Annotated in this window: 26 protein-coding genes and 3 tRNA genes; 12 read left to right on the top strand and 17 right to left on the bottom strand. The window is 70.8% G+C overall.

Annotation, left to right across the window (positions count from 1 at the left end; all coding sequences use genetic code 11):
- Window positions 1–29: 29 nt before the first annotated feature.
- Genes ABZ860_RS26150 through leuC form a run of 4 tightly spaced genes read right to left on the bottom strand, consistent with a single transcriptional unit; the run spans window position 30 to window position 2,624 of the window.
- Window positions 30–326: an HU family DNA-binding protein gene (locus tag ABZ860_RS26150; RefSeq protein ID WP_111698130.1), complete on the bottom strand. Its 297-nt coding sequence runs from the start codon at window positions 324–326 to the stop codon at window positions 30–32.
- A gap of 53 nt (window positions 327–379) precedes the next feature.
- Window positions 380–640 carry a hypothetical protein gene (locus ABZ860_RS26145; RefSeq protein WP_357224804.1) on the bottom strand — a complete coding sequence of 87 codons (261 nt, stop codon included), beginning with the start codon at window positions 638–640 and terminating at the stop codon, window positions 380–382.
- Window positions 619–1,206: a 3-isopropylmalate dehydratase small subunit gene (gene leuD / locus ABZ860_RS26140; protein ID WP_357224802.1), complete on the bottom strand. Its 588-nt coding sequence runs from the start codon at window positions 1,204–1,206 to the stop codon at window positions 619–621. Before leuD ends, ABZ860_RS26145 begins: the two co-directional genes overlap by 22 nt.
- Before the next feature lie 32 nt (window positions 1,207–1,238).
- Window positions 1,239–2,624 (bottom strand): 3-isopropylmalate dehydratase large subunit, encoded by a 1,386-nt coding sequence (gene leuC / locus ABZ860_RS26135; protein WP_357224799.1) that lies wholly within the window; start codon window positions 2,622–2,624, stop codon window positions 1,239–1,241.
- Window positions 2,625–2,764: 140 nt separating this feature from the next.
- Between leuC and ABZ860_RS26130 the strand changes: the two genes are divergently transcribed.
- From ABZ860_RS26130 to ABZ860_RS26115, 4 genes are all read left to right on the top strand, one after another.
- Window positions 2,765–3,481, top strand: coding sequence for an IclR family transcriptional regulator (locus tag ABZ860_RS26130; protein ID WP_079312748.1), 717 nt, complete (start codon window positions 2,765–2,767; stop codon window positions 3,479–3,481).
- Window positions 3,482–3,518: 37 nt separating this feature from the next.
- Window positions 3,519–5,222, top strand: a complete 1,704-nt coding sequence (locus tag ABZ860_RS26125) for a hypothetical protein (protein WP_357224798.1) — start codon at window positions 3,519–3,521, stop codon at window positions 5,220–5,222.
- A gap of 118 nt (window positions 5,223–5,340) precedes the next feature.
- Window positions 5,341–6,045, top strand: a complete 705-nt coding sequence (locus tag ABZ860_RS26120) for an MgtC/SapB family protein (RefSeq protein WP_357224900.1) — start codon at window positions 5,341–5,343, stop codon at window positions 6,043–6,045.
- Window positions 6,046–6,257: 212 nt separating this feature from the next.
- On the top strand, window positions 6,258–7,010 hold the full coding sequence (locus ABZ860_RS26115) for an AAA family ATPase (protein WP_357224796.1): 753 nt from the start codon (window positions 6,258–6,260) through the stop codon (window positions 7,008–7,010).
- Between the two features lie 21 nt (window positions 7,011–7,031).
- Here ABZ860_RS26115 and ABZ860_RS26110 read toward each other — a convergent pair whose 3' ends face one another.
- From ABZ860_RS26110 to ABZ860_RS26090, 5 genes are all read right to left on the bottom strand, one after another.
- Window positions 7,032–7,331: a hypothetical protein gene (locus ABZ860_RS26110; RefSeq protein WP_357224793.1), complete on the bottom strand. Its 300-nt coding sequence runs from the start codon at window positions 7,329–7,331 to the stop codon at window positions 7,032–7,034.
- Between the two features lie 8 nt (window positions 7,332–7,339).
- Complete coding sequence (locus ABZ860_RS26105) at window positions 7,340–7,699, bottom strand: NAD-dependent epimerase/dehydratase family protein (RefSeq protein WP_357224898.1); 360 nt, start codon at window positions 7,697–7,699, stop codon at window positions 7,340–7,342.
- Window positions 7,700–7,960: 261 nt separating this feature from the next.
- A tRNA-Glu gene (locus ABZ860_RS26100) sits at window positions 7,961–8,033 on the bottom strand.
- 13 nt (window positions 8,034–8,046) lie between these two features.
- Window positions 8,047–8,119: transfer RNA gene (locus tag ABZ860_RS26095), tRNA-Glu, on the bottom strand.
- Window positions 8,120–8,162: 43 nt separating this feature from the next.
- Window positions 8,163–8,234 (bottom strand) — tRNA-Gln (locus ABZ860_RS26090).
- A gap of 228 nt (window positions 8,235–8,462) precedes the next feature.
- Here ABZ860_RS26090 and ABZ860_RS26085 point away from each other — a divergent pair.
- Window positions 8,463–10,445, top strand: a complete 1,983-nt coding sequence (locus tag ABZ860_RS26085) for a M3 family metallopeptidase (protein WP_357224792.1) — start codon at window positions 8,463–8,465, stop codon at window positions 10,443–10,445.
- A gap of 3 nt (window positions 10,446–10,448) precedes the next feature.
- Here the strand turns inward: ABZ860_RS26085 and ABZ860_RS26080 are convergent, their stop codons facing one another.
- A complete protein-coding gene (locus ABZ860_RS26080; RefSeq protein ID WP_357224789.1) occupies window positions 10,449–10,988 on the bottom strand; it encodes a PadR family transcriptional regulator in 540 nt (179 codons plus the stop codon).
- Window positions 10,989–11,043: 55 nt separating this feature from the next.
- Here ABZ860_RS26080 and ABZ860_RS26075 point away from each other — a divergent pair, with 55 nt between their 5' ends.
- A complete protein-coding gene (locus tag ABZ860_RS26075) occupies window positions 11,044–12,381 on the top strand; it encodes an MATE family efflux transporter (RefSeq protein ID WP_357224788.1) in 1,338 nt (445 codons plus the stop codon).
- Here ABZ860_RS26075 and gltX read toward each other — a convergent pair.
- Both gltX and ABZ860_RS26065 read right to left on the bottom strand, forming a co-directional pair.
- Entirely contained in the window at window positions 12,278–13,642 is a 1,365-nt protein-coding gene (gltX, locus tag ABZ860_RS26070) for a glutamate--tRNA ligase (RefSeq protein WP_357224787.1), read from the bottom strand. The genes ABZ860_RS26075 and gltX overlap by 104 nt on opposite strands.
- Window positions 13,635–14,405, bottom strand: coding sequence for a fumarylacetoacetate hydrolase family protein (locus ABZ860_RS26065; protein WP_357224785.1), 771 nt, complete (start codon window positions 14,403–14,405; stop codon window positions 13,635–13,637). The genes gltX and ABZ860_RS26065 overlap by 8 nt, the downstream gene beginning before the upstream one ends.
- An 83-nt stretch (window positions 14,406–14,488) precedes the next feature.
- Here ABZ860_RS26065 and ABZ860_RS26060 point away from each other — a divergent pair, with 83 nt between their 5' ends.
- Complete coding sequence (locus tag ABZ860_RS26060) at window positions 14,489–14,881, top strand: antibiotic biosynthesis monooxygenase (RefSeq protein ID WP_357224784.1); 393 nt, start codon at window positions 14,489–14,491, stop codon at window positions 14,879–14,881.
- Between the two features lie 60 nt (window positions 14,882–14,941).
- On the opposite strand, the gene ABZ860_RS26055 is transcribed toward ABZ860_RS26060, so the two are convergent.
- On the bottom strand, window positions 14,942–15,541 hold the full coding sequence (locus ABZ860_RS26055; RefSeq protein ID WP_357224781.1) for an HD domain-containing protein: 600 nt from the start codon (window positions 15,539–15,541) through the stop codon (window positions 14,942–14,944).
- Window positions 15,542–15,652: 111 nt separating this feature from the next.
- On the opposite strand from ABZ860_RS26055, the gene ABZ860_RS26050 reads away from it, so the two are divergent.
- From ABZ860_RS26050 to ABZ860_RS26040, 3 genes are all read left to right on the top strand, one after another.
- Window positions 15,653–16,624, top strand: coding sequence for a helix-turn-helix domain-containing protein (locus ABZ860_RS26050; RefSeq protein ID WP_357224780.1), 972 nt, complete (start codon window positions 15,653–15,655; stop codon window positions 16,622–16,624).
- A gap of 45 nt (window positions 16,625–16,669) precedes the next feature.
- Complete coding sequence (locus ABZ860_RS26045) at window positions 16,670–17,272, top strand: cysteine hydrolase family protein (RefSeq protein ID WP_357224777.1); 603 nt, start codon at window positions 16,670–16,672, stop codon at window positions 17,270–17,272.
- A gap of 117 nt (window positions 17,273–17,389) precedes the next feature.
- A complete protein-coding gene (locus tag ABZ860_RS26040; protein ID WP_357224776.1) occupies window positions 17,390–19,060 on the top strand; it encodes a heparinase II/III family protein in 1,671 nt (556 codons plus the stop codon).
- 32 nt (window positions 19,061–19,092) lie between these two features.
- On the opposite strand, the gene ABZ860_RS26035 is transcribed toward ABZ860_RS26040, so the two are convergent.
- The 4 genes from ABZ860_RS26035 to cimA all read right to left on the bottom strand — a co-directional run bounded on the left by ABZ860_RS26035 (window position 19,093) and on the right by cimA (window position 23,228).
- Window positions 19,093–19,761, bottom strand: coding sequence for a DivIVA domain-containing protein (locus tag ABZ860_RS26035; protein WP_357224773.1), 669 nt, complete (start codon window positions 19,759–19,761; stop codon window positions 19,093–19,095).
- Entirely contained in the window at window positions 19,758–20,879 is a 1,122-nt protein-coding gene (locus tag ABZ860_RS26030) for a globin domain-containing protein (RefSeq protein WP_357224771.1), read from the bottom strand. The genes ABZ860_RS26035 and ABZ860_RS26030 overlap by 4 nt, the downstream gene beginning before the upstream one ends.
- Window positions 20,880–21,263 carry a group 1 truncated hemoglobin gene (locus tag ABZ860_RS26025; RefSeq protein ID WP_357224768.1) on the bottom strand — a complete coding sequence of 128 codons (384 nt, stop codon included), beginning with the start codon at window positions 21,261–21,263 and terminating at the stop codon, window positions 20,880–20,882.
- Between the two features lie 390 nt (window positions 21,264–21,653).
- The gene (gene cimA / locus ABZ860_RS26020; RefSeq protein ID WP_357224766.1) at window positions 21,654–23,228 is read right to left on the bottom strand and encodes a citramalate synthase; all 1,575 of its coding nucleotides are present in this window, start codon (window positions 23,226–23,228) and stop codon (window positions 21,654–21,656) included.
- 250 nt (window positions 23,229–23,478) lie between these two features.
- Here cimA and ABZ860_RS26015 point away from each other — a divergent pair, with 250 nt between their 5' ends.
- Together ABZ860_RS26015 and ABZ860_RS26010 are read left to right on the top strand one after the other, a co-directional pair.
- Window positions 23,479–24,042, top strand: a complete 564-nt coding sequence (locus tag ABZ860_RS26015) for a class I SAM-dependent methyltransferase (RefSeq protein ID WP_357224764.1) — start codon at window positions 23,479–23,481, stop codon at window positions 24,040–24,042.
- 195 nt (window positions 24,043–24,237) lie between these two features.
- Window positions 24,238–24,876 carry a hypothetical protein gene (locus ABZ860_RS26010; protein ID WP_357224762.1) on the top strand — a complete coding sequence of 213 codons (639 nt, stop codon included), beginning with the start codon at window positions 24,238–24,240 and terminating at the stop codon, window positions 24,874–24,876.
- The last annotated feature ends 3 nt before the right edge of the window (window positions 24,877–24,879 follow it).

Here is a 24,879-nt window from a genome sequence, read left to right as displayed (position 1 = left end):
CGCCGTCCACTGGTGCGGGGTGGGGCCGGCTACTTCTTCTTGGCAGCCTTGCCACCCGCGTTGACCTGCTCCTTGAAGTCCGCCCCGGGGCGGAACCTGGGCGCCCAGCTCTCCTCCACCTTGATCGGATCCCCGGTGGAAGGGTTGCGGGCCGTACGGGCCGGCTTGTGGACCATCTCGAAAGCGCCGAAGCCGGTGATCGAGACCTTGTCCCCGCTCGCGACAGCGCCCTGGATGGCGTCGAGGACGGCGTTGACGGCTTCTGTCGCCGTCTTCTTGTCGCCGACACGATCCGTGATCGCGTCGACGAGTTCTTTCTTGTTCATTTCGGTTTCCTCCCCCTTACGCGCTTGAAATTAGGGGACGAGGTCGCGGGACTTCAATCACCGTGGGGCATGTTTCGCCTGCTCGGCGTGTCGAATGTGCCGTCCAGATAGGCGATGAAGGCGTCCAGCCGGGCGGCCGCATGGGCTATGTCCCGCTTTGCCACGTCACAGATAGCAAGCAGCCGTCGCGCCAGGCGGGCCTGCTCCTCCTGTGGTAAGGCTAACGCTCTGACGCGGCGATGCGCATCACGCAGTCGCCGCGCCAGCAGCTCATCTCCGGTCTGAGGATCGTTCAGACGGTCGTCGGCAGCCATGGCTGCCGTCCATTCTCGTACTCCTCGATGGCGTCCGCGTGACGCAGGGTCAGCCCGATGTCGTCGAGGCCCTCCATCAGCCGCCAGCGCGTGTAGTCGTCGATCTCGAACGAGGCCACCAGGTCGCCCGAGCGCACCTGGCGTTCCACCAGGTCGACGGTGATCTCGGTCTTCGGGTCGGCCTCGGCCGCGTCCTGCAGGCGCTCGACCACGTCCTCGGGCAGGACGACCGGCAGCAGGCCCATCTTCGTGGAGTTGTTGCGGAAGATGTCGCCGAACCGCGAGGCGATCACGACGCGGAAGCCGTACTGCTGCAGAGCCCAGACGGCGTGCTCGCGCGAGGAGCCGGTGCCGAAGTCGGGCCCGGACACCAGGATCGACGCGCCCTCGTACGCCGGGTCGTTCAGCACGAAGGACGGGTCCTCGCGCCAGGCGGCGAACAGGCCCTTCTCGAAGCCCGTACGGCTGACCTGCTTCAGCCAGACCGCCGGGATGATCTGGTCGGTGTCCACGTTGCTGCGGCGCAGCGGCACGGCCCGGCCGGTGTGAGTGGTGAAGGCATCCATGATGATCTCTTCCTGGGACTGAGGCGGGCGGACTAGAGGTCGGCGGGGGCGGTCAGCCGGCCGGTCACCGCGGTCGCGGCCGCCACCTGCGGCGAGACCAGGTGGGTGCGCCCGCCCTTGCCCTGGCGGCCCTCGAAGTTGCGGTTGGAGGTCGAGGCGCTGCGCTCGCCCGGCTTCAGGGTGTCGGGGTTCATGCCCAGGCACATCGAGCAGCCGGCCTCGCGCCACTCGGCGCCGGCCGCCTTGAAGACCTCATGCAGGCCCTCCTCCTCGGCCGCCTTCTTGACTCCCATGGAGCCCGGGACGATCAGCGTACGGGTGACGACCTTGCGGCCGCGCAGGATCTCGGCGGCGGCGCGCAGGTCCTCGATGCGGCCGTTGGTGCAGGAGCCGACGAAGACGGTGTCCACCTGGATGTCGTGCAGCGGCGTGCCGGCGGTCAGGCCCATGTACTCCAGCGCCCGCTCGGCGGCGGCCCGCTCGACCGGGTCGGCGAACTGCTCGGGCGACGGCACGGCGGAGCCGAGCGGCGCGCCCTGGCCCGGGTTGGTGCCCCACGTGACGAACGGCGTGAGGGTCGAGGCGTCGATCTCCACGACCTTGTCGAACTCGGCGTCGTCGTCGGTGCGCAGCGTCTTCCAGTACTCGACTGCCCGGTCCCAGGCCTCGCCGCTGGGGGCGTGGGGGCGGCCGCGCAGGTACTCGAACGTGGTCTCGTCGGGGGCGATCATGCCCGCGCGCGCGCCGGCCTCGATCGACATGTTGCAGACGGTCATGCGGCCCTCCATGGAGAGCTTGCGCACGGCCTCGCCGCGGTACTCGACGATGTAGCCCTGGCCGCCGCCGGTGCCGATCTTCGCGATGATCGCGAGGATCAGGTCCTTGGCGGTCACGCCGACCGGCAGCTCGCCCTTGACCTCGATCGCCATCGTCTTCGGCCGGTAGGCGGGCAGCGTCTGGGTGGCCAGCACGTGCTCGACCTCGGAGGTCCCGATGCCGAACGCGATGGCGCCGAACGCCCCGTGGGTCGAGGTGTGCGAGTCGCCGCAGACGATCGTCATGCCGGGCTGGGTGAGGCCGAACTGCGGGCCGATGATGTGCACCACGCCCTGTCCGGCGTCGCCCATCGGGTGCAGGCGGACGCCGAACTCCGCGGCGTTCTTGCGCAGCGTCTCGACCTGCGTGCGCGACACCGGGTCGGAGATCGGCCCGAGCACGGTCGGGACGTTGTGGTCCTCGGTGGCGATCGTGAGGTCGGGGCGGCGCACGGTGCGGCCGGTCATGCGCAGGCCGTCGAAGGCCTGCGGGCTGGTCACCTCGTGGATGAGGTGCAGGTCGATGTAGAGCAGGTCGGGCTCGCCTTCGGCACGGCGTACGACGTGCTGCTCCCAGACTTTCTCAGCCAGTGTGCGACCCATGGTTGTGACGCCTCCTCGCGTTCAGACCCCCGCGGTCGTGTCTCTCATGATGAGACGGAAATATCGGGATATGGACACTGTATCTGCTGATTCCCAACATTGCGTTTGCATCTCGTATGGCGAGACGGCAGTATCGGGGTATGGACAACTCTAGCGGGGTCGGAGTACTCGACAAGGCGGTTCTCGTACTCAACGCCCTGGAGGCGGGCCCCGCTTCCCTGGCACAGCTCGTCCAGGCGACCGGCCTGGCCAGGCCGACGGCCCACCGGCTGGCCGTCGCGCTGGAGCACCACCGCATCGTCTCCCGCGACACGCAGGGCCGGTTCATCCTCGGACCCCGCCTGTCGGAACTGTCCACCGCCGCGGGCGAGGACCGGCTGCTCGCCGTCGCCGGCCCGGTGCTCACCCAGCTTCGCGACCTCACCGGGGAGAGTGCTCAACTTTACCGGCGCCAGGGCGACGAGCGGGTATGCGTGGCCGCCGCCGAGCGCGCCAGCGGATTGCGCGACACCGTGCCGGTCGGCTCCGCGCTGCCCATGACCGCGGGGTCCGCCGCGCAGATCCTGCTCGCCTGGGAGGAGCCCGACCGGCTGCACCGCGGCCTGCGGGGGGCGAAGTTCACCGCCGCCACGCTCGCGAGCGTACGCAGGAGGGGCTGGGCGCACAGCGTCGGCGAGCGCGAGCAGGGCGTGGCGAGCGTCTCCGCGCCCATCCGCGGCGCCGGCGGCAAGGTGATCGCCGCGGTGTCGGTGTCCGGTCCCATAGAGCGGCTGACCCGTACGCCCGGCAGGATGCACGCCGCCCCCGTCGTCGCCGCCGCCGAGCGGATAACCGAAGCCATGCGCCGTGCGAACTGATTGGAGAGCGGTGTCCCGATAGCCCTAGGCTGGCGGGGTGACAGACCGCATCGAGGCAGCCGCCGCTGAACTGCGTCCCCTGCTCCAAGAATTCATCCTCTGGGCGCCGGACAACGCACCCGGCAGCGACCCCGACCTCGTGGGCCCCGTCGCCCTGTGGCATCGCCTGATCGCCCGCAACGACGTCGGACTGTGGAAGCGCGGCGACCTGCGCACGGTCCTGCTGGAGCGCATGCCCCAGGTCGTCGAGGACCCCGACGCCGCCGCGGACGGCATGATCCCCGCCGTCCGGGCCTATCTGACGTTCCTGTCGTCCACCGGGCGGCTCTCGCCGGGCTCGGCGTCCCTGGAGACCCTGCTCGCGGAGCTGGACGAGGTCGAGGACGACTTCGTGGACGCGATGGAGGACACCATCGCCGAACGCGACTGGGACGAGGAGGAGGACGAACTCGACGAGGACGAGGCCGACGAGGGCCTCGGCGACTTCGAGCCGTTCGCCGACGAGATCGGCGCCCTGCCCACGATCCGGCTGCGTCCCGACACCGAGCTGGCCGAGGCGGCCCGCCGGGTGACGCTCATCGCGCAGGCCCGCGACCTGGCGCTGTGGGTCGGCACCGGGCGCAAGGTGGGCGAGGAGACGCTGCTCACCGAATCCGAGGTGGACGAGGCGGTGCGCACGCTCGGCCTGCCCGACGCGCGCAACATCTGGAACCTGTGGAACCTCGCGATCGACCTGGAGTTCCTCGCCCCCGACGGCGACGACACGGTCAGCGTGGACTCCGACACCGCCGCCTGGCCCTTCGAGGACGACGACGACGTCCTGGACGCCTGGATGCTCGGCCTTCACTCGCTGGACTACGGCGACCCGGAACTGGACGACGACGACCTCACGCTGGCCCTGTCCGGCCTGACCCGCGCGCTGCTGATCCGCGTGCTGCTGGCCGGCGGCACGCGGACGGTGTCCTCGCTGCGCGAGGAGCTGGCCGAGGCCGCGGCGGAGTACGACGACCTGGGCGCCGACGCCTGGGCCGCGGCCGGCGACCCCCTCGCCTCCGTGCTCGCCTGGCTGACCGGCTACGGCATGGTCACCGTCGAGGGCGAGGCGGTGGCCTTGACGCCGCTCGGCACGGAGGGCCTCGTCCACCTGCTGGACGACGAGGACATCGAGATCGACGCCCGGCCCGCGATCGACGCCATGACCGCGCTCGACCTGCTGTCGTTCAGCGCCGACATGTCCGAGGAGGAGGCCGACGAGGAGTTCGCCGCCTGGCTCGCCCTGCGCGACCCCGCGCGGGCCGCCTCCGAGCTGCTCGAAGCCGCCGCCGAGGAGGAGGCGGACGCCCTCGTGCGGGTCCAGGCCGCCAGCCTGGTGGGCTCCCTGGGCGAGGCGGCGATTCCCGCCTGGCAGGAGGCGCTCAAGGAGCCCTCGCTGCGGCCGTACGCCGCGACGCACCTGACCCAGATGGACGTCGAGGACGCCCCGGAGCCGACCCAGGCGGATACCCACTGGCTGATCCTCGACATGTGGACGATCTCCGCCGGGCTCGGCCGGCCGGAGTTCGTGTCCAGCCTGCACGACATCGGCCCGGCGCAGACGCTCATCGGGCTGCTCGACGTGATCTGGAAGGTCCGCCACCCTCACATCGAGGAACTGCTCGACCTCATCGGCGAGACCCACCCGGACAAGCAGGTGGTCAAGGCCGCCAAGCGGGCGCTGTTCAAGGCGCGGTCGGGCAGCTAGCGGCTCGTGGAGGCCGGGACGGCGGCGTCCGCCCCGGCCTCGCCGCCGCCGCGGTCACGGCAGGATGACCGGCTCGGGCGTGCGGACTTAGTCTGGTCGCGTGACGCCGATCTCACTCATGGTGAGCCCTGTGGCGTGGTGGCAGCCGGCCGTCGACCTCGCCATCGCGCTCGTGCTGTCGGCGGCCATCGGGCTGGAACGGGAGATCCGGCAGAAGAGCGCCGGGCTGCGCACCCACACCCTGGTGGGGTTCGGCGCCGCGCTGTTCATGCTCGTGTCCAAGTACGGCTTCTCCGACGTCCTCGGCGACTCCGTGGTGCTCGATCCGTCGCGGGTGGCGGCCCAGATCGTCTCCGGCATCGGCTTCATCGGCGGCGGGCTGATCTTCGTACGTCGCGACGCGGTCAAGGGGCTGACCACCGCCGCCGCCGTGTGGCTCACCGCCGGGGTCGGCATGGCCGCGGGAGCCGGTCTGTGGCTGCTCGCCGTCCTGGCCACGGTGGGCAACTTCGTCGTGATGCTGGGGCTCACCCCGCTGGCCGCCCGGCTCCCCCGTTCCAAGCACGCGCAGTCGCGGCTGCGCCTGTCCTACCTGGACGGCCGGGGCGTGCTGCGCCAGGCCCTGGCCGAGTGCACGGGCCTGCGTTTCGTGGTCGACGAACTGTCGTTGGAGCAGGCCGGCCAGGGCCGGGACACCGGCACGGTCACGGTCACCCTGCTGATCCACGGCCCGGGCTCGATCGGGGACCTCACGAGCAGGCTGGCCGAGATCGAGGGCGTGCTCCTCGTCTCCTGTGACGACGCCAACGCCCAGCACATCTAGAGCATTCGTGAGCAGTCCCAGGCGGCCGGTGGCCCGCGCGACCGCCGCCCGGCCGACACGAGCGGTCCCCGCCACGGGTCCTGCGGCCCGGACAAGCGGCTGTGCGACCCTGATGGGAACCACCGGCCGTGACACGTGCCGACCCACCTCGCAGGAGGCCGCACCCGCATGACCAGCCACGGGCTCCTGGCGCCGCCCTCGGCGAGCTGAGCATGCTGATCACCCGCCTGACCGTGCCGCCACCTCATCCGGATCGGTGGCCGTTCACCGTTCCCGCCGTCCGGCACCTCACGGCGGGGCTCGACCTCACCGCCCCCGTGACGTTCCTCGTCGGCGAGAACGGCTCCGGGAAGTCCACGCTCGTCGAAGCCGTCGCCGACGTGTGCGGCATCAACGCCGAAGGAGGCAAGGCCGGCACCCGCTACGCCTCCACGGGGGAAGCGACGCCGCTCGGCCAGGCCCTGCGCGCCGAGTTCACCACGGCGGGGCTGCGCCTCGTCCGTGGCCCGCGTACCAGGCGGCGGGCGTTCTTCTTCCGCGCTGAGACGCTGTTCAACCTGGGCCAGAACGTGTCCGGCCTGCACGGGTTCTGGGAGGAGGACCTGACCGAGCAGTCGCACGGCGAGGGGTTCTTCACCGTGCTGGACCGCATGGTCGCCGGGCCCGGCCTCTACCTGATGGATGAGCCGGAAGCCGCGCTGTCGTTCACCTCGTGTCTGCGCCTGGTCGCTTTGATGGACCGCGTCGCCCGCGAGGGCGGGCAGATCATCTGCGCTACGCACTCGCCGATCCTGGCCGGCCTCCCGGGCGCGCAGGTCCTCGAACTGGACGACGATGGGATCCACCCCGTCGCCTGGAAGGACCTCCGCTTGGTGGACCACTGGCGGCGGTTCCTGGAGACGCCTGACGCCTACCTGCGGCACGTGCTCGGCCGCGACGCGACGCGGCGCCGGGAGTCGTCGTAGGCATCGTCGTAGGCACCACCGTCATCTCTGCGTCGTCACCAGGCCCAGGTCGAGCAGGCTCTCCGCCGTCTGCACGATCGTCGTCTCGGCGGGACGCGGACGCCATCCGAGCTCGTCGCGGGCCCGGTCGTTATGGGTGATCGGTCGCGGCGGCTCGTCCCCGGGCGCCTCCCGCGTGGGAACGCGCGCGGCGAGCGGGCCGAGCCACCGGCCCAGGATCTCGGGCGCGGCCATGGCGCGGATGTGCGGGTCGGCCACGTCGCGCACGTCGACGACGCCGAAGCGCTGCCGGGGCGCGACGCTCATCGTCCCGTCGAGCATCGCTTCGATCAGCTGCGTCGAGGAGCCCGGCCCGGCCCCAGGGTGGGCCCGAGGATGAACGTCGGGTTGACCACGACGAGCTCGGTGCCGCCGCCGTCGCGCTTCATCAGGTCCCACGCGGCCCGCTCGGCGATCGCCTTGGAACGCGGGTAGGGCGCCAGCCCCGGAGTGTCAGGGTCGGTCCAGTCGGCCTCGGTGAACTCGGCCCCCGGCTTCGGCGTGTATCCGACCGCGGCGAAGGACGAGGTGAGCACGACGCGCCGGGCGCCCGCGTCGCGCGCAGCACCCGCAGCGTGCCCTCGCGGGCAGGGACGATCAGCTCGTCGGGGTCCTCGGGCTGACGAACGGGATGGGCGAGGCGACGTGATGGACCTCGTCGCACCCTGCCACCGCGGCGGCCCAGCCGTCGTCGGCCGTCAGGTCCGCGGCGACGATCTCCAGGCCGGCGTCGTCGGCGTCGCCGCGGCGCGGCGCCCCGTAACGGCGAGAACCCCCGGCACGGGGAAGTGCCGAGGGTTCCCGGTAGCCCGGGCCGGAGTCGCACCCGCGCAGCGGGCATGGGCAGGGCGCGGCGCCCCGTAACGGCGAGAACCCCCGGCACGGGGAAGTGCCGAGGGTTCTCGATGATGTAGCCCCGACCGGATTCGAACCGGCGCTACCGCCTTGAGAGGGCGGCGTCCTAGGCCACTAGACGACGGAGCCGAGTGCAGTGAAGTAGTCCCGAGCGGATTCGAACCGCCGTTACCGCCTTGAGAGGGCGGCGTCCTAGGCCACTAGACGACGGGACCTTGCACTGCGCTGTTTCCAGCAGAATCCCTTGGGGGGATCCAGCTGGGGTACCAGGACTCGAACCTAGACTAACGGAGCCAGAATCCGTCGGGCTGCCAATTACCCCATACCCCATCTGCTCGCGGGGGCCTCGCGGCTCCCGCTTGCGACTCCGAAAGAATAGCCCAGCTTGCGACCCACTACCAAAACGATTGCGGCGCGCCTCGTGATCTCGTGATCCGATCCCCCGCGCGAAGGGTCCGATCCCCTCCGTACGAAGGGCCCGATCCTCCCGGGCGCAGGGCCGGGTCCGCCTGTGCGAGGCTGGGAGAAACGCCAGCACCACGTGAGGAGCCGCCAGCCATGACCTCGGCCGCGAACCCCTTCCTCAGCCCGAGCACCCTTCCCTACGGGCTGCCCCCCTTCCAGGAGATCAGGGAGGAGCACTACGCGCCGGCGTTCGAGCAGGGCATGGCCGAGCAGATCGCCGAGGTCGAGGCGATCGCCGAGAACCCGGAGCCCCCGACCTTCGAGAACACCATCGAGGCGCTGGAGAGGTCCGGCGCCCTGCTCGAGCGGGTCTCCGCGGTGTTCTTCAACCAGGCGTCCTCCGACACGACGCCCGGTGTGCAGGAGATCCAGAAGGACGTCACGCCGAAGCTCGCCAAGCACGCCGACGCGATCCACCTCAACGCCGAGCTCTTCGCGCGCATCCAGGCGGTCGAGGCGTCCGACGAGGAGCAGCGGTGGCTGCTGAAGCGCTACCTCACCGACTTCACCCGTGCGGGCGCCACGCTGGGCGCGCAGGACCAGGCCAGGCTCAGGGAGATCAACGAGCGGCTGTCGGCCCTGGGGACCGCGTTCCAGCAGAACCTGCTCGCCGACACCAACGAGCGGGCGGTGGTGGTCGAGGACGTGGCCGAGCTCGACGGGCTGTCGCAGGACGCGATCCATGGACTCGCCGAGCAGGCCAGGGAGCGCGGGCTGGAGGGCAAGTATCTGATCACGCTGGTCCTGCCCACCGGCCAGCCCACCCTGGCCGAGCTGACCAACAGGTCCCTGCGCGAGCGGATCCACCGGGCCTCGGTCGGGCGGGGCGCGGCGAACGCCGAACTGATCAAGGAGATCGCGGTCCTGCGCCGGGAGCGCGCCCGGCTGCTGGGCTACGAGAACCACGCGGAGTACGTCCTGGCCGACCAGACGGCGGGCACGACCCGGGCGGTCACCGAGATGCTCGACCGGCTCGTGCCGCCCGCCGTGGCCAACGCGCGCAAGGAACAGGCGGATCTGGAGGAGATCGCCGGCCACCCGATCCAGCCGTGGGACTGGGCGTTCTACTCCGAGAAGGTGCGCAAGGCCCGCTACGACATCGACAGCCGGCGCATGCGGCCGTACTTCGAGCTGAACACCGTGCTGGAGAAGGGCGTCTTCAACGCGGCGTCGCGCCTGTACGGCGTGACCTTCCACGAGCGCTCCGACCTGTACGGCTACCACCCCGAGGTGCGGGTCTTCGAGGTGCGCGACGAGGACGGCTCCCCGCTTGGCCTGTTCCTCGGCGACTTCCACGCCAGGGCCTCCAAGCGGGGCGGGGCGTGGATGAACAGCCTGGTGAGGCAGTCGGGCCTGGAGGGCACCAGGCCCGTGGTGGTCAACAACCTCAACATCGTCAAGGGCGAGCCGACCCTGATGACGTTCGACGAGGTCAACACGATGTTCCACGAGTTCGGGCACGCGCTGCACGGGTTGTTCTCCGACGTGCGCTACCCCCGGTTCTCCGGCACGGCCGTGCCGCGCGACTTCGTCGAGTACCCCTCGCAGGTGAACGAGATGTGGGCGACCCATCCGGAGATCCTGGCCGAGTACGCCAGGCACCACGAGACGGGCGAGCCGATGCCGCAGGACCTCGTCGACCGGATGCTGGAGACGCAGAAGTTCAACCAGGGCTTCGCCACGCTGGAGTACCTGGCCGCCACCCTGCTCGACTGGGCGTGGCACACGGCGTACGACGGCGAGGAGGACGTGGAGGAGTTCGAGAGGCGGGCGCTGCGAGAGGCCGGGGTGGACCTGCCGGCCGTCCCGCCGCGATACCGCAGCACGTACTTCGCCCACATCTGGGCGAGCGGCTACAGCGCGGGCTACTACTCCTACATCTGGAGCGAGGTCCTCGACGCCGACACCGTCGAGTGGTTCAACGAGAACGGCGGGCTGCGCCGGGAGAACGGCGACACCTTCCGCCGGGCCCTGCTGTCGCGGGGCGGCAGCGTCGACTCGATGACGGCGTTCCGCGACTTCCGCGGCCGCGACCCGGAGATCACGCCCCTGCTGGACCGCCGCGGACTGCTGTGACGATCACGACCGGGTGAGCGCGGAGATGGCCTGCCTGAGCCAGTCCTTCTCCGCGGCGGTCACGGCCCGGGCGACGAGCATCATGCCGCGGCGGAAGGGATCGGGCGTCTCCTCGGCCCTCAGGGGCCGTCCGCCGCGGTAGAAGAAGCTCGCCGGCGTCTCCAGGAAGGCCAGGCGCCGGCGCAGCACCCGCGCCTGGTCCTCGGCGTCGGGCAGCCGGGACAGGAACGCCAGCAACGTGAAGAACCTCGCCTGGTCGCTGATCTCGACGTCCGACGGCTCGCGCAGCCGCCTGAGCAGTTCCTCCCGGCCCCGCGCGGTGATCGAGAGCACCTGGCGCCGGGCGGCGCCGGAGCCCTCCTCCTCGTGCCGCTCCAGGAGGCCGGCCGCCTCCATCCGGGCGATCGCCGGGTAGAGCGCGCCGTCGCTGACCGGCCGGACGTGCCCGCTCAGCCCGGCGATCCGCTGCTTGAGCTCGTATCCGTGCATGGGCTCCTCGTCGAGGAAACCGAGGATCGTCAAGGCCAGGTCACCGCTTGCCACGGCGGCATCGTATCGCTATACCTCTAATCGACATAGCTCGATTCGAGGTGAACGCATGAGTCTGACCAGGCTCGCCCTGCCCGTCTACGTCGAACTCCTGACGGCCGTCGTCGCCGTCGGCCTGATCGACACGCTGTGGGTGTCCGGCCTCGGCAGCGAAGCCGTCGCCGCGGTCACGGTCGCGACCACGACCGAGAACCTCGCCCTCGGCGTGATCCTCTGTGTCGGAACGGGCACGACGGTCCTGATCGGACGGCGGGACGGCCGCGCGCCGCTGACCCCGGTCGTCCGTACGGCCTGGCTGCTGCTGGGCGTCTTCGCCCTGGCCGTGGCGGTGCCCGGCGTGCTGCTGCGCGAGCCGGTCGCCCGCCTGTTCACCGACGACCCCGTCACGGTGGGGCTGACCGCGGGCTACTACGCGGTGGCGTTCGCCGGGATCCCCGTCTTCTTCGCCCAGAACCTCGTCGACGGGATCTTCAAGGGCCTCGGCGACACTCGGACGCCGATGCGGACCGCCCTGCTGTGCAACGCGCTGGTGATCGGCCTGGACCCGCTGCTGATCTACGGGCTCGGCCTGGGCGTCCGGGGAGCCGCGCTGGCGACCGTGGCGGCCCGCCTGGCCACGCTGGCCGTGTCCGCCCTCCTGCTCGCCCGGCGGCTGCCCAAGGAGAGGGGGACGGAGAAGGTCTCGCCCGGCCGCGCGGACGCGGCGGCGATCCTGCGCACCGGGCTGCCCATGTCCGGCGACTTCCTCGCGCGCGCCCTGGTGGGCATGGCGCTGGCCGGCATCGTCGGCCGGCACGGCGTGGCCGCGCTCGCCGGCTACGGCATCGGCCTGAAGATCATGATGGCCGGGGTGATGTCCTTCTACGCCCTCCGCCAGGCGGCGATGATCCGCACCTCGCGGGCCGGCGAGGCGGACGACCCGTCTTCACGGCGCGATCACGCGGTTCAGGCGTTGCGGTACGGCCTGGCCGCGGGGCTGGCCGCCTCGCTCGTGCTGAACGCGCTCGCCCCGGCGGCCGTGGGCCCGTTCACCGCCGACCCCGCGGTGGCCGCGGAGGCCGTGTGGTTCCTGCGCTGCATGCCGCTCTACCTCGTGCCCTTCGGCGGGCTGATCGCCGTCGGCGGCGCGCTGCAGGCCGGCGGGCGGGGCGCCGGCCTGCTCGCGGCCACGCTGGCGGGCTTCGCCGTCCAGTTGCCTCTGGCTTTCCTGCTCGGCTCCCGGATGGGCACCACGGGAGTCTGGCTGGCCATGGCCGCCGGCGCCGCGCTGTCGCTCGGCCTGCTCAGGCCAGCCTGGCGAGGGCCGCGCGCACCCGGTCGAGCGAGCGCTCGCGGCCGAGCACCTCGATCGACTCGAACAGCGGCAGGCCCACGGTCCGGCCGGTGATCGCCACGCGGACGGGGGCCTGCGCCTTGCCGAGCTTGAGCCCGTGGGCGAGGCCGACCTCCTCCAGGGCCGTCTTGAGCGAGTCGGGGTCCCAGCTGACCGTCTCCAGTCGCTCGGCGTACCCGGCCAGGATCTCGGCCGCCCCCGCCTTCATCGCCTTGTCCCAGGACGCCTGGTCGAAGACGGGCTCGTCGAGGAACAGGAAGTCGACGTTGGCGGTGACCTCCGACAGCACGGCGACCCGGGTCTGCACCAGGTCGGCCACGCGGTCGAACACCGAGCGGTCCCAGGACGGATCGAGCCACGGCTCGCAGCGGGCGACGAACACCTCGCGGGGCAGCGCCCGGATGTACTCCCCGTTGAAGGCCCGCAGCTTCTTCTCGTCGAAGAACGCCGGCGCCTGGTTCACGTCCTCCAGCCGGAACAGCGGCATCATCTCCGACCACGGCATGATCTCGCGGTCGTCGCCGGGCCCCCAGCCGAGCAGCATGAGGTAGTTGACCATCGCCTCGGCAAGGTAGCCCTCGTCGCGGTAGGACTCCAGGGCGACCTTGTCGCGGCGCTTGGACAGCTTCTGCCGCTTCTCGTTGACGATCACCGGCACGTGCGCCCAGACCGGCGGCTCCGCGCCGAGCGCCTTCCACAGCAGTTGCTGCTTGGGCGTGTTCGACAGGTGCTCCTCGGCCCGTACGACATGGCTGATGCGCATCTCCATGTCGTCCACGACGTTGGCGAGGATGAACAGCGGCGAGCCGTCCCCGCGGACGATGACGAAGTCCTCCATCGCCGAGTTGGGGAACTCCACCCGCCCGCGGACCTTGTCGTCCACGACCGTCACGCCCTCGTCGGGCGTACGGAACCGCACGGCGCCCTCGGTCAGGCCGCGGTCGCGGCAGTGGCCGTCGTAGCCCTGGTGCTCCGAGCCGGTCCTGGCCTTCACGTCGTCGCGCGTGCAGGTGCAGTGGTAGGCCTTGCCGTCCTTGAGCAGCTTGGCCGCGGCCTCGCGGTGCTGCTGCTCGTAGGCGGACTGGAAGTAGGGCCCCTCGAAGTGCGGCGAGTCGCCGTTGATGCCGATCCAGGCGAGGGCCGAGATGATGCCCTCGGTCCACTCGGGCCGGTTGCGTGCCGCGTCCGTGTCCTCGATGCGCAGCACGAACGTGCCGCCGGACTGCTCGGCGATCGCCCAGTTGAACAGCGCCGAGCGGGCGCCGCCGACGTGGAACATGCCGGTGGGCGAAGGGGCGAAGCGCACCCTAGTCACGTGAGATCACCCGGTTAGTGAGAGTTCCGATTCCTTCGATGGAGACGCCGACCTCGTCGCCCACGGACATCGGGCCCACCCCGGCGGGCGTGCCGGTCAGGATGACGTCGCCGGGCAGCAGGGTCATGACCGCGCTCACGTACGCGATGAGCGCGGGGACGTCGTGCAGCAGGAGGGAGGTGCGGGCGCTCTGCCTGACCTCACCGTTGAGCGTGGTGGTGATCGCCAGGTCGGCCGGGTCGAGCTCGGTCTCGATCCAGGGACCGAGCGGGCAGAAGGTGTCGAAGCCCTTGGCCCTCGTCCACTGGCCGTCCCTGGCCTGCAGGTCGCGTGCGGTCACGTCGTTGGCGCAGGTGTATCCGAAGACGACCTCGCCCGCGCGCTCGGCGGGCACGTCACGGCACAGCCGGCCGATCACCACGGCCAGTTCGCCCTCGTAGTCGACCCGCTCCGACAGCTTCCCCGGGTAGGCGATCGCCTCCGACGGCCCGATCACGGTCGTGTTGGGCTTGAGGAACACGACCGGCTCCGCCGGGGGCTCGCCGCCCATCTCCCTGGCGTGGTCGGCGTAGTTCTTGCCGATAGCGATGATCTTGCTGGGCAGCATGGGGGCGACCAGGCGGACCTCGGCCACCGGGAACCGCTCGCCGGTGAACTCCACCCCGTGGAAGGGGTGGCCACCGACGCGGGCGATGACCTGCCCGTCCTCTTCCACCACGCCGAAGGCGACCTGGTCGCCCATCGAGAACCTCGCGATACGCACGTCACGAGCCTAGTGGGGGACGCCGGGTGGGCGTACGTAAGGTGGTCTGGTATCAGCGGGAGTCAAGCGTACGGGGAGTCGATGTGCCTTCGGTCGTGAAGATCAACGTGCTGACGGTGCCCGAGGAGATGCGGCGCGAACTGGAGAAGCGGTTCGCCAACCGGGCCGGGATGGTGGAGTCGGCCGACGGGTTCGAGTGGTTCGAGCTGCTGCGGCCGGTGGAGGGCAGCGACCGTTACCTCGTCTACACCCGCTGGCGCAGCGAGGAGGACTTCCGGCGCTGGCAGGAGAGCCGGGCCTTCCAGGCGGGACACGCGCGGGCCGCCGCCGAGGCCGCCGCGCAGGGCCAGGCTCAGGGCCACGGACACGGGCAGGGTCACGGTCACGGTCACGGGCAAGGCGGCCCGGCCGCATCCGACTCCGAGCTGTGGACGTTCGAGGTCGTGGAGAGCATCGGCCCCAAGCAGGAGGGCTGAGCCGGACCCGTCGAAGACGCGCCGGCCCCGGTCACGCACCGCCCGGGGCCGGTCGGCGGCTCAGGTGTCGAGCGGGTTGGCGGCGATCCGGGCGCCGATGCCGTCCGTGACGGCCCAGGCCGCCGAGCAGCCCGGCTTGCGCCGCGCCTGCTCCTCGAAGACGGCGAGGAACTCCGCGCGGAACCCGAGCCGGGGATGCCGCGCGAGCACGGAGGCCCGGGCGTCAGCGGGAAACTCCTCGGGCCGTTGTCCCGACACGTCCCACGACGTGGCCACCTGCAGCAGGTGCGACTCCGGGTCCTCGGACGCGGCGACCGGGTCGCGCATGTGGACGACGATGATCTCCTCGGCCCGCGCGGATCTGTCGGCCGGCCATCCGGCGGACATGCCGAAGACCCAGGCGAGACGTCCACCCGCCTCCTCGAACGGCACCGTGTGGCTGTCGAAGGTCTCGGTCAGCCCGATGTCGTGGAGCAGGGAGGACACGTAGTACAGCTCGTCGTCGAAGCCGATCCCGTGCGCCCGGGCGTACCCGGCGCCCCACAGGTAGGACCTGATCGAGTGGTTGAGCAGCGCGGGCGGGCAGAAGCGAGTCGCGACGGCGAGCGCGGCCGCCGCGGCGGGCGTCTCGGGGAACGTCGTTGAGAACGGAGCTGGCATGGCCCCAGGCTGGCAGAGCGGGAGGCCCGGACACGAGCGGCCGTACGGCCACTTCCCACACGATTCGGGCCACAGACGGGCTCCGTCATGCCGCGCAATAGCATTCCGGCCATGACGTTCCACCGGGTGGCGGTCGTGCTGTTCGACCGGACCCCGATGTTCGAGTCCGCCGTGCCGATCTCGGTCTTCGGGGAGGACCGGCCCGGCCTGCCGCCCTTCGACGTGCGGGTGATCGGCGGGGACGGCGGCTCCGAGGTGCGGACGAACGCCGGGGTCCGCCTGGCCACACCCCACGGGCTGGACGCGGTGGCGGGATCCGACCTGGTGATCGTGCCGACCTACCGCCGTCCGCCGGACGAGCCGCCGCCCGCCCCCGCCCTGGACGCGCTGCGGGCCGCCCACGAGCACGGCGCGATCGTCGCGGGGCTGTGCCTGGGCACGTTCGTGCTGGCCGCCGCGGGGCTGCTGGGGAACCGGGCCGCGAGCACCCACTGGGCGTACGCCGGGCTGCTCGCCCGCCTCCACCCGGACGTGTCGGTGCGCGCGGACGATCTCTACGTGGACGAGGGCAGGATCCTGACCAGCGCGGGCAGCGCGGGCGGCATCGACCTGTGCCTGCACCTGGTGCGCAGGGAGTTCGGCGCGGACGCGGCGACCGCGATCGCCCGCCGGATGGTCGTCGCGCCCCATCGGGCGGGCGGCCAGGCCCAGTTCGTGGAGCATCCCGTGCCCGGCCCCGCGGCGGACGACCCGCTGGGCGCGGCGCTGGACTGGGCGGTGCGCCACCTCGACCGGCCGCTCGGCGCGGACGCGCTGGCGGCCCGCGCGCTCATGAGCCGCCGCACGTTCGACCGGCGGTTCCGGGAGGCCACGGGCACCTCCCCGGCCCGCTGGGTGCTGCACCAGCGGGTGCTGCACGCACAGCGGCTGCTGGAGACGGGCGACCTGCCGGTCGAGCAGGTCGCCCGGCGCTGCGGCTTCGCCTCCGCGGTCGCGCTGCGCCCGCACTTCCGGCGGCTGGTCGGCGTCTCCCCCGCCGCCTACCGCCAGTCGTTCGGCCGGAATCCCTCGGTGGATGGCTGAGGCCGCTCTCACACCCGTACGGCCGGCCACGCCACCCTCGTATCCATGAACCGAGCACTGATCGTCATCGACGTCCAGAACGAGTACTTCACCGGCAACCTGCCCATCGCCCATCCGCCCCGGGAGGAGAGCTTGGCGGCGATCCTGCGGGCGATGGACGCCGCGGAGCGGCACGGCATCCCGGTGATCGTGGTGCGGCACACCGCCCCCGCCGCCTCACCGCTGTTCGCGGAGGGCTCGCACGGCTGGGAACTGCGCGAGGAGGTCGCGGCCCGGCCGTACGCGCACCTGGTGGACAAGACCAAGGCGTCGGCCTTCCACGGGACCGGCCTGGCCGGAAGACTCGACGGGATCGACACGGTCGCGATCGTGGGCTACATGACCCAGAACTGCGACGAGTCGACCGCCAGGGACGCCTTCCATCTCGGCTTCGCGGTCGAGTTCCTGTCCGACGCCACCGGGACCGTGCCGCTGGCGAACGCCGCCGGAGCACTGTCCGCCCGGCAGGTGCACGAGAACGTCCTGGTCGTCATGCAGTCGAACTTCGCCGCGGTGACCACCACCGGCGAGTGGATCGACGCCGTGGCGGCCGGAGTCCCGCTCGCCCGTCCGAGCATCTGGGAGAGCACCGCGCCCGCCCGCGCCTGACCGGGACCGGCATGCCATTTGTGAGCAGTTGTGCACTTGTAACCAGAGTGACTTGACCAGATCGCCAGAATTCGGACAGCATGAGCGGCTCCCATTCGATCTCGGAAGGAATCCGGCGTGTTCCGCCGCCTCTCAGCCCTCTCCCTGGTGGCCGTTCTCCCGCTGACCGCGCTCACCATGGCCGCGCCCGCCCAGGCGCGGGCCCCGCACCGCACTCCGGAGTGCCAGGGGGACTGGCTGCCCGCCACCCCCACCTCCGGCGACGTCATGAGCGGCAAGCTGTCCTTCCTCGGCCTGCCCGCGGTCACGGTCGGCAAGGACGTCGACTGGCGTATGGACCCGTACAAGAACAGGTCCTGGCAGATGGTGTTCCAGTCGCTGCGGTGGATGGGCCGGCTCGTGGCCGACTACGAGGCGACCGGCGAGGAGGACTACCTCGGCCGGGCCGTGGAGATCGCCAAGGACTGGGTCGGGGACAACCCGTACGGCGGGCGCACGACCAGCCCGTACGCCTGGGCCGAGCACCCGATCGCGCTGCGCGCCCCGGCCCTGGTGTGCCTGAGCAGGTACGTGAAGGCCGACTGGCTGAAGAACAGCCTGGCCCTGCACGCGAAGCTGCTGTCGAACCCCAAGAACTACGAGCTCGGCCACAACCACGGGCTCGACCAGGACATCGGCCTGCTGCGCATCGGCTGCCGCTACGGGAACCCGAAGTGGAAGAACCTCGCGGTGAGCCGCATGGTGAAGTCGATGAAGCTCGACATCGACGGGCAGGGCGCGCTGCGCGAGCAGGCGCCGCGTTACGCCATCTACGTGCACGACCGGCTCAGGGTGGCGGTCGACACGATCAAGGACTGCAGGATGAAGGTCCCCGCGGCGCTGGCCACCCGCTGGGAGAGCCTGCCGCGGCACATCAGCGCCGCCACCCAGCCCAACGGCTACATGGTGCCGATCGGCGACGGTCCCGCCGACGTCCAGCCGGCCGCCTTCGACCACGCCGACTCGACCGTGCAGGTCTTCGACGCCGGATACGTCTTCGGCCGCACCGCCTGGAACGACCCCAAGTCGGCCTACTACTCGATCCGCTTCGGGCCGGCGCTGAAGTTCCACGGCCACGAGGACCACATGGGCGTGACCTACTACGCCCAGGGCCGCTCGATCCTCACCGAGGCGGGCTTCGTCTCGTACGAGAACACCCCCTATCGGCGGTGGACGCTCAGCCCGGAGGCCCACAACGTGCCGATCCTCGTGGGCAGGAAGTTCCGCGGGCACACCCCCACGGCGCTGGTCGCCAAATCCGTGCACAAGGACCGGCAGACGTTCACGTTCACCGACAGGGCGTACGGCGTGCCGCGCAAGCGGTCGGTGCTGGTGAACCACCGCGAGGACGTGATGGCGGTGCTCGACAGCGGCGGCGGGAAGCTGCGGAACCTGTGGCACCTCGATCCCGGGCTGAAGGTCGTCTCCGACTCCGGCGGCCAGGTCGTGGTGGGCGACGGCGGGTGGAAGGCGTCGATCGTCCAGCTCGCGATGCCGTCGTGCAAGCCCGCCGGCGGCCAGCGGGTGGTGCGCGGGCAGACCTCGCCCTACCAGGGCTGGATCTCGCCGGGCTACATGCGCAAGGAGCCGGCTCCGGTGATCGTCTCGCCCGTGGCGGAGTCGTTGCTGACCGTCGTGGTGCCCGGAACCGACCGGCCGGAGGTCAGCTGCTCAGGACGCACTCTGACCGTTCACACCCCGGCCGGTTCGGTCACGCTGCGCGCGAGCTCTTCCGGCACTCTGTCGTAGACCTCCTCCCCCGGCAGGAGGGTGGCGGGCGGTTATCCGTACACCGAGGGTGACGGAGAGCCGCCCGCCAGGGAGCCGCCCGCGAGTTGCTTGGCGTGGTCCGGCACGTGGCCGAGCTTGTCGACCTCGTGGGCCAGTCCCTCCAGGACCGCCCGCAACTGCACCTGCGTGACGTCCGCGAACGTACGCAGGTAGGCGATCCTGCGCTCCAGCTCCTCGGCCTCGGCGCTCTGCAGCCCGTTGCCCGAGGCGCGGTAGGCGCCGACCGCCTGGTTGGCCGCCTCCTCCGCCTGCCGCTGCGCCTCCAGCAGGAGTTCCTCGTACTGCTGGCGGGCCTGGCTCACGATGCGCCGCGCGTAGTCCTCCGCCTCCGCGATCTGCGCGTCGGCGGTCTGCTGGGCGCGGGACAGGATGTTGATGGCGTCGACGTTCGGGCTCTGGGACGCGGCGGCCTGCTCGGGGTTCATGCCGTGTTCCTTGTACCACTGCTTCATGCGGTCGATGTACGCCCGCAGGTCGGCCTTCTCCTTGTCGCTGGCCGCCATGTCCTCCGCCACGCGGTAGAGGAACGAGCGCACCTCGTCCTCGCTGTAGCCGCGGCGCCCGAGCGATGTGCGCGTGAACTCCTGCTTGCGTACCCGATCCGGGGTGAGGGGCTGGCGCTCGGCCGCGGGGTTGCCCCAAGACGTCTCTGCCGTCATGACTCCCGACCTTTGTCGCTCGTGAACTCGTCGAAGTGGATCTGCTCGGTGGGCACGCCGGCGTCCAGCAGCCGTCCGACGGTGGCCTGCGCCATCTCCTCCGAGCCGCAGACGTAGACGTGCTGGCCACGCCATCCCTGCAGCGCGACGTCCACGGCGTAGCCGCGGGTGCCCCGATAGAAGGGGTCGTGGGAGACGACCGGCACGACGTTGAGCCAGGGGTGCTCGGCGGCCATCTTGGCCAGCGCCTCGTAGTCGTACAGTTCCCTGGAGTTCCGGGCGCCGACGACGAGGTCCACCCTGCGCGTCGGGCCCTCGTAGGCGATCTGCTCCACGAGTGCCTTGAGCGGCGCGAGGCCGGTGCCGCCCGCGATCATGAGCAGGTCGCCCTGGACGTCCGGGGTGAGCGTCAGCCGTTCCCCCACCGCCGCGCCCACCCGGAGCAGGTCGCCCCGCCGCGCGCCCATGACGAGCGCGGAGCTGAGCACGCCGCCGTCGACCATGCGGACGTGCAGGTCGATGGTGTTGTCCTGACGCGGCGCGTTGGCGAACGAGTAGAACCGCCAGATGCGCGGGCGCATGGCGTAGGAGATCGACGCCGACTGGCCCGGCCGGAAGGGATACTGGTAGTTCAGCCGGGCACGGATGACGGCGATGCCCAGAGTGCGCATCTCGTGGCCGACGATCTCGGCCTCCCACCAGGGCGGGGAGGTCTTCGACGCGTCGTTGGCGGCCTCCACCATCACCTGGGCGACCAGGTTGTACGCCTGCGTCCAGTCGTGCGCGAGCTGAGGGGTCCACCGATCGCCCAGGAAGTGCTCGAGCGTGGCGAGCAGCGCCTGGCCGACGGCGGGGTAGTGCGTCGCGGTCACCGCGAACTTGCGGTGGTCGCGGCCGAGCTGCTGCAGGACCGGGACGACCTCCTCGATCCGGTCGACGTTGCTGATGACCCTCCCCAGCGCGGCCACGAGCTTGTCGCGCTGGCGCGCCATCGACACCGGGAACATGTCCCGCACGTCCGGATTCATCAGGAAGAGAACCGAGTAGAAGTACAGCGGCACCTGGTCGCCCGAACGGGAAACAAGGTGCCAGCTGTCCTTGAGAGCCTGCGTATCCACTCAGTCGGCCGTTTCCACGGGCTCGGCGACGATGGACGACTTCACCTTGCCGAGGACGAGGCCGACGTCGCGCAGGATGTCCTCACCCACGCCGCCTGCCTGCAGGACCGCGAAAAGATGCTCGCCCACCTTGTCGTAGTGCTGCGAGGTGATGCCCATACCGGCGTGGGCCTCGCCCAGGTCACGGCCCTCGTACGGCTCGGGGCCGCCGAGGACCGAGCACAGCAGCATGACCATGTGCCGCTTCAGCCTGGGCATGTCGATACCGGTGAAGTACGGCTTCAGATCGTCGTCACCGAGCACGCGCTCGTAGAAGCTCTCGACGACGTCGCGCACCACTGGTGCGCCGCCGATCTGGTCATAGTAAGACGGCGAGGTGATCACAGGACCCTCCCATTCCGGGTGCACCAGCGAGGGGGATGACTGCGGGCCGAAAGTTTTCGGACTCCACGCAGTCACGTGGCTGGTCATGGTGACAGTCGGTCGCTCGGCTCCCACGGCACCGGCCGCCTCCGATTAGAAGATCAGAAGCCGACGGCAGGCGCCGCGACAGCAAGGGTTCGGTGCGCAGATACTTCTTGCCTTCACCCTCCGTTGAGCCAGAGCGGGGCGCTGAGGCTGGAACCGCGGCCGGGGTCGCCGATCGTGGCGAAGACCGCCTCAGGAGCTTCGCCTATCTAAGCACCAACTAGACTAAATGTCACTAAAACCACAACATCCACGAGCGCAACGTGAGCACCACTCGTACCACCCTCCGAGGGGTTCCACGGCTGGTCAGGCGCTGTGTCCCGCCCGCAGCAGGCCGTACGTCACCGCCTGCTCCAGCGCCTGCCAGGACGCCTCGATGACGTTCTCGCCCACCCCGACCGTGGCCCACTCGCCGGTAGCGTCGCTCGAGGTGATCAGCACGCGGGTCACCGCGTCCGTGCCGTGCGTGCCCTCCAGGATGCGGACCTTGAAGTCGATGAGCTCGACCCCCGCCAGCTCAGGGTAGAGCTTCTCCAGCGCCAGCCGCACCGCCCTGTCGAGCGCGTTGACCGGGCCGTTCCCCTCACCGGTCGCGATGATCCGCTCGCCCTTCGCGTGGAGCTTGACGGTCGCCTCGCTGACCACGTCGCCGCCGGGGCGGCGCTCGACGATCACCCGCCACGACTCGACCGTGAAGTAGCGCCGGTGCTCGCCGTCGACCGTGTCGCGCAGCAGCAGCTCGAACGACGCGTCGGCGGCCTCGAACGTGTGCCCCCTGGCCTCCAGGTCCTTGACCCGCTCGACCAGCCGCCTGGACTGCTCACCGGTGAGCTCGTAACCCAGCTCGCGGCCCTTCAGCTCGACCGAGGCGCGGCCGGCCATGTCGGAGACCAGCATGCGCATGTCGTTGCCGACCTCGGCGGGGTCGATGTGCTGGTAGAGGTTCGGGTCCACCTTGATCGCCGACGCGTGCAGGCCCGCCTTGTGGGCGAAGGCCGACGTCCCGACGTACGGCTGGTGGGAGTTCGGCGTGACGTTGGTGACCTCGGTGATCGCGTGGGCGATGCGGGTCATCTCGCGCAGCGACTGCGGCGGCACGAGGTCGAATCCCCGCTTGAGCTGGAGGTTGGCCACCACCGTGAACAGGTTGGCGTTGCCGGAGCGCTCGCCGTAGCCGTTGGCGCAGCCCTGCACGTGCGTGGCGCCGGCCTTCACCGCGGCCAGCGTGTTGGCGACCGCGCAGCCGGTGTCGTCGTGGCAGTGGATGCCGATGCGGGCCCCGGTGCCGGCCGCCTCGTGCACCACGTCGGCCAGCTCGTCGGGCAGCATGCCGCCGTTGGTGTCGCACAGCGCGACCACCGACGCCCCGGCCTCCGCGGCCGTGCGCAGCACCTCCAGCGCGTACGCGGGGTTGGAGCGGTAGCCGTCGAAGAAGTGCTCGGCGTCGAGGAAGACGCGCTGGCCCTCCGCGGTCAGGTGGGAGACCGTGTCGCGGATCATCGCGAGGTTCTCCTCCAGGGTGGTGCGGAGGGCCAGTTCCACGTGGCGGTCGTGGCTCTTGGCCACGAGCGTCACGATCGGCGCGCCGGATTCGCGCAGCGCGGCCACCAGAGGGTCGTCGGCGGCCTTCACGTTCGCCCGGCGGGTCGCGCCGAACGCTGCGAGCTGCGCGTGCTTCAGGTCGAGCTCCGTCTGAGCCCGCCGGAAGAACTCGGTGTCCTTGGGGTTCGCGCCCGGCCAGCCGCCCTCGATGAAGCCGACGCCGAGGCCGTCCAGGTGACGTGCGATGGCCAGCTTGTCGGCGACCGTGAGGTTCAGCCCCTCCTGCTGGGCGCCGTCGCGGAGCGTCGTGTCGTACACATGGAAACGATCGTCGGCCATCTCTGTGTCTCCTTCGCGGGGTTGCGTCTCGCCGCGCGCTTATCGGCCCAAACAAAAAGACCCCTCACGGACGTGAGAGGTCTGCGCGCCGGCGATGTCCTTCAGCCGGCGCGCCTGCCGATAATGAGCAGACCGTAGTACATGGTGCTGAGCAGTCTGCCACAGCCGGTCACCCTCTGGCACATCGATCTCATAGTACGAGATGTCGGAGAGTGTTCACGCAGGTCAGGGCGTTCGACGATCTAGTGTGATGGAGACCCACCGGCTGGTGGGCGACCGGATCAGCATGCAGATCGCCCCGGAGCAGGGCACCCTGCTCACCATGCTGGTCCGGCTCAGCGGCGCCCGGAGCGCCGTCGAGGTCGGGACCTTCACCGGCTACTCGTCGATCTGCATCGCCAGGGGCCTGCCCGCCGACGGGCGCCTGATCGCCTGCGACGTGAGCGAGGAGTGGACGGCGGTGGCCCGCCGCTACTGGGAGAAGGCGGGCGTCGACGACCGCATCGACCTGCGCCTCGGCCCGGCCGCGGACACGCTGCGGGCCATGCCGCCGGGCGAGAGCTTCGACTTCGCCTTCATCGACGCCGACAAGGCGGGCTACCCGGTCTACTACGAGGAGGTCCTGGCCCGGCTGAGGTCCGGCGGCCTGATCGCCGTCGACAACACGCTCCAGCACGGCGACATCACCGATCCCGCCGCCGGCGGCAACGTGCCCGCGATGCGGGAGTTCAACGACCTCGTCGCACGCGACTCCCGGGTGACGAGCGTGCTCCTGACCGTCGCCGACGGGCTCACTCTCGTCAGGAAGAACTGAACCCGGGATCTCGATGGACGTATGGCAATGATGGGGTAATAAGCCGCCATAGAGGCGCGGGACACACGATCGGCGCTCCCTCGGTGAGTACGCTCGCGAAGCGATTCGCATTGGCGGATCGCTTTGGCCCGGGGCTCGTCTTTATCACGCAGCGTCTGATGCAACCAGGCGTCTGATCCGAACAGGGGGCGGCGAATGACTTGTCGGCGCGGCGGCGGGACGTTTCTCACCGGCAGGATCGCCGGTCTCCTTCTCGCCGGAACTTCGGCTTCGACCGCGTTCTTCACCGGCGTCGCCCCGCTCGGGGCCGCCGCCGACAACGGGCACGGCCGCGCCGATCGCGCGGTGCGCAACGTCACGACCACCCAGGGGAAGGATCCGCAGGACCGGCCCGGAGACAAGCTGTCGGTGGCCGGCGCCACGCGCAACCACGGCTACCAGCACACGTCCACCAACACCGCCGGCGGCTCCTCGAACGTGCAGAACGCGCTGTGCCGGCGCGCCCGGGTGTGCAACATCACCCAGCACGTGACCATCGCCGGCCCGCGTGTGACCGTGAGCCCCGCACCGCCCGCGCCGGTGAAGACGCCCGGCGCCAGGCCCACTCCGGTGCCCACGGTCACCGTCACGGTGACCGCGACGCCCACGCCGTCTCCCGTCACGCCCCGGCTCGCCGCTCCCGCGGAGCCGGCGCCGTGCCCGGCCCAGCGGCCCCTGCTCAGGGCCGACGGCAGGATCGACGGCAGGGCCGGCGCGGGCGCCGGCCTGCTCGAAGGGCTGGTGACGCTGTCCGTCCTCGCGGTGGGCACGGCCTGCCCCGGCACGTCCGGCTAACCC

Source organism: Microbispora sp. NPDC046973 (assembly GCF_040644495.1).
GTDB lineage: Bacteria > Actinomycetota > Actinomycetes > Streptosporangiales > Streptosporangiaceae > Microbispora.
This window is presented reverse-complemented; position numbering and strand designations above follow the sequence as displayed.